Annotated in this window: 2 protein-coding genes and 1 pseudogene; all 3 read left to right on the top strand. The window is 64.6% G+C overall.

What is annotated here, in order from left to right:
* Positions 1 to 173 precede the first annotated feature (173 nt).
* Complete coding sequence (locus QCD75_RS21660; protein ID WP_301231590.1) at positions 174 to 2015, top strand: hypothetical protein; 1842 nt, start codon at positions 174 to 176, stop codon at positions 2013 to 2015.
* Positions 1999 to 2637, top strand: coding sequence for a hypothetical protein (locus QCD75_RS21665; RefSeq protein WP_301231591.1), 639 nt, complete (start codon positions 1999 to 2001; stop codon positions 2635 to 2637). Before QCD75_RS21660 ends, QCD75_RS21665 begins: the two co-directional genes overlap by 17 nt.
* Before the next feature lie 139 nt (positions 2638 to 2776).
* Positions 2777 to 3071 (top strand): annotated as a pseudogene (locus QCD75_RS21670) (hypothetical protein); the annotation flags it as partial.

Here is a 3071-nt window from a genome sequence, read left to right on the forward strand (position 1 = left end):
ACGGTCGAGAGCCCCAACCACCATGGTCGGGGCTCTCCCGCATTTAACCACCAAAACGAATAGCAGGCCCCGCGTCAGGTGAACTCTGCAGTCGCAATATGTGATTTTTGCTATTTTGTCACCGGTGTGCCCTTGCCTGCCGCGTACCGGTCCCCGTTAGTATTTGGTGGGGCTTGCTGACGGCGGCCCGGGTGGAACAAAAGCGTCCACTATTCGATCTGGGGGAGTGGCTTGTGAAATTTCCAAAAATGATTGCGTTAGTGGCAATCCTGGCCGCCGCTGCGGCTACGTCGACAGTTCCGGCTCACGCCGAAGATCTACCGGCCATTACTCCCACCATAACCGCCAGCCTGCAGCGTTCACCTGGACCGGAGCCATCGGTTTCATCCAGCCCGTTAGCCACCTCCGCACCTGCCACCTCCGCGCCGCCGGCAACCCCGGCCCCCACCAAGGCCGTGCCGGGAACCTCACCGTCAAGCTCACCGGCGCCGTCGTCTGCGCCGGGGCCGACAAGCACGGCCACCGCCGAGGACCTGCCCTCGGGGGTAGCCGCGGTCGGTGCCGGCGAATCGGCCATCCAGGCCCACTGGTTGTCCCTGGGCGGCGAGACCGGCTGGCTGGGTGCCGTGGCGTCCACCGTCTTTTGCGAGTTGCGGGACAGCGGATGTGTCCAGCGTTACGAACACGGCGCCATCCACTGGTCCGCGGCGACAGGAGCCCACGCAACAACGGCGGCCATCGCCGCAAAGTGGGCGGCCCTGAACTGGGAGGCCGGGCGCCTCGGCTATCCCATCAGCGAACAGGTATGCACACTGAAGAACGCCGGTTGTGTCCAGCGCTTCGAAGGCGGGGCGGTTCACTGGTCCGCGGCGACTGGAGCCTACGCAACCTGGGCGGCCATTGCCGCAAAGTGGGCCGCATTGAACTGGGAGTCTGGCCGTCTTGGCTACCCCACCAGCGATGAAATTTGCGGCCTGAAAAACGGGGGATGTGTCCAGCGTTTCGAAGGCGGGGCCGTTCATTGGTCCGCTGCGACTGGAGCCCACCCAACCTGGGCGGCCATTGCTGCCCGCTGGGCCGCCTTGAATTGGGAATCCGGACGCTTGGGCTACGCCGTCAGTGACGAGACCTGCGGCCTGAGGAATGACGGCTGTGTCCAGCGTTTCGAAGGCGGCGTCATCTATTGGTCGCCCTTTGGCGGCGCGCAGCCAATGTGGGGTGCCATCCTCTCCAGCTACGGTGCCAGATCCTGGGAGGCAGGCTCATTGGGCTATCCGGTCGCCGCCGAATCCTGTTCCGGCGCCAGCCCGTGTTCACAGGAGTTTCAGTACGGCCGGTTCACGTGGACAGCCGGCTTGGGTGTCAAGTACCACCTCCAGTCTGCGGGCTACTGCGAGTCTTTGAACCGCAACGCCGTTCGATACCTGGGCGCTGGGCCGGCGCGGGTCTCGTTCGCAATTGCCGAGGGCTATCCTGCAACACCGGTAACCTTCACCACGTGCGTCCGCGCCAACGGGGCCTACCAGGAAGAGTGGACCGTTCCCGGCTATGCCGGGGAGAGCGGATTTGCGCGGCCCGGCGTCGCCTCCGGTCCCACCATCAACAAGTTTTCGCCGACCGGCTCGTTCTCGGTGACCGAAGCATTTGGCCTCGGAAACCCGGGAACTGCACTCTCCTACCTCCAGGTCAACCAGTTCTCCCGGTGGGGTGGCCGGTTGAACTCGAACTACAATAAGTACTTCGAATCCAGTGCCGACATTTTCCCGGACGAAAACATGTGGTATTACGCAACACGGCCGTCCCATGATTATCGCCAAGGGGTTGTGATCAACTACAACCGGCCCCCGGACTCAACAATCCAAATGAATGCCGGCTTCGCGATCTTCCTTCACGCTAACCGGGTCCCCACCTGGGGCTGCATTTCCCTCAACGAGTCAGACGTCGTGAGGTTCCAGCAGGGGGCTGTTCCCGGAGACCGAATCATCATGGGAGTGGGAGATGATGTATTCAACTAGGACGACAGGGCTTGCGGGCCTCGGATTGATCCTCGCGGTTGGACTGTCGGCGTGCAGCGGGTCTTCCCCGTCCCCCAGTGCGGGGGCGTCGACGTCGGCTGGATCCACGGCCGCGGCGAGTCCCACCAGTTCAGCGCCCACCACCGCCCGTGACGGATCGTCGCTGATTCCCACCACTGAAGTGGGGGCGTGTTCCCTCCTGAGTGTGGAGCAGATCCGGTCGGCCCTCGGGGACGCGGCGCGGGACATCCAGACCGGTGAAGTCGCCGGGACAGTCAGTCCCGCCGGTGTCAGGCACGAAAACTGCGTTTACCCCCTTGACCCGGCCGGCACGACGACCCACGCGGTCATTCTGGAAGTTGTCACTTACCCGGACGCGGCCAGCCGTGCGGCTGCCGACCCGTGGGAGGCCATGAGGTCCCCCACGGAAGTTACTGGCCTGTGGGGTGAAGCCCGCTATGCCACGAACCGGCTCAGCCAGACAACGGAGCACGTTCTGGCCGTGGCACGGGGAACCCAGGTCTGGAGATTCGTCGTTTCCCAGCCCCAGGAGATCTCCACTTGGGAACCTGCGGAAGGGCAGGCGGTGCTGAGGAAGTTGGCGGAGGCCGCCAGAATCTAGGCCGCCGGACTCGACTACAATAGAGGCTGGCCTCGAGGCAATCCGCTCACCACGGATTCGTCCTCGTCAGGCAAGAAGCAACTAGAGTAGTACGGCTGCCAGCGTGCCAGTCGGGGGCTCGCAACAGGAGGAATCCAGCATGGCTGAGCACAACGACGGTAATCGCGACGGCAAAGACCGCGGCAACTTTGGCGGCGGACGGAATTCGGGCGGCGGCGGCTTCCGCGGCACCAACAACTCCGGCGGCGAGCCCCGCGGGTACCGTGCTCGCGATGACCGGGGCACCGAGGGGGGCCGTCCTCCCGCCGGCGATCATGCCCGCAAGCCGTTCGGGGACCGCCCGTCGCGCGAGGGGGACCGTAAGCCGTACAGTGGCGGCGGTGCTGAGCGTAAGCCGTATGGTGATCGTGCTCCGCGTGAGGGCGGGGGACAGC

Source organism: Arthrobacter sp. PsM3 (assembly GCF_030433895.1).
GTDB lineage: Bacteria > Actinomycetota > Actinomycetes > Actinomycetales > Micrococcaceae > Arthrobacter.

Coding starts and splice junctions, on each gene's coding strand:
- QCD75_RS21665 (WP_301231591.1), top strand. CDS start 1,999: ATGATGTATTCAACTAGGACGACAGGGCTTGCGGGCCTCGGATTGATC.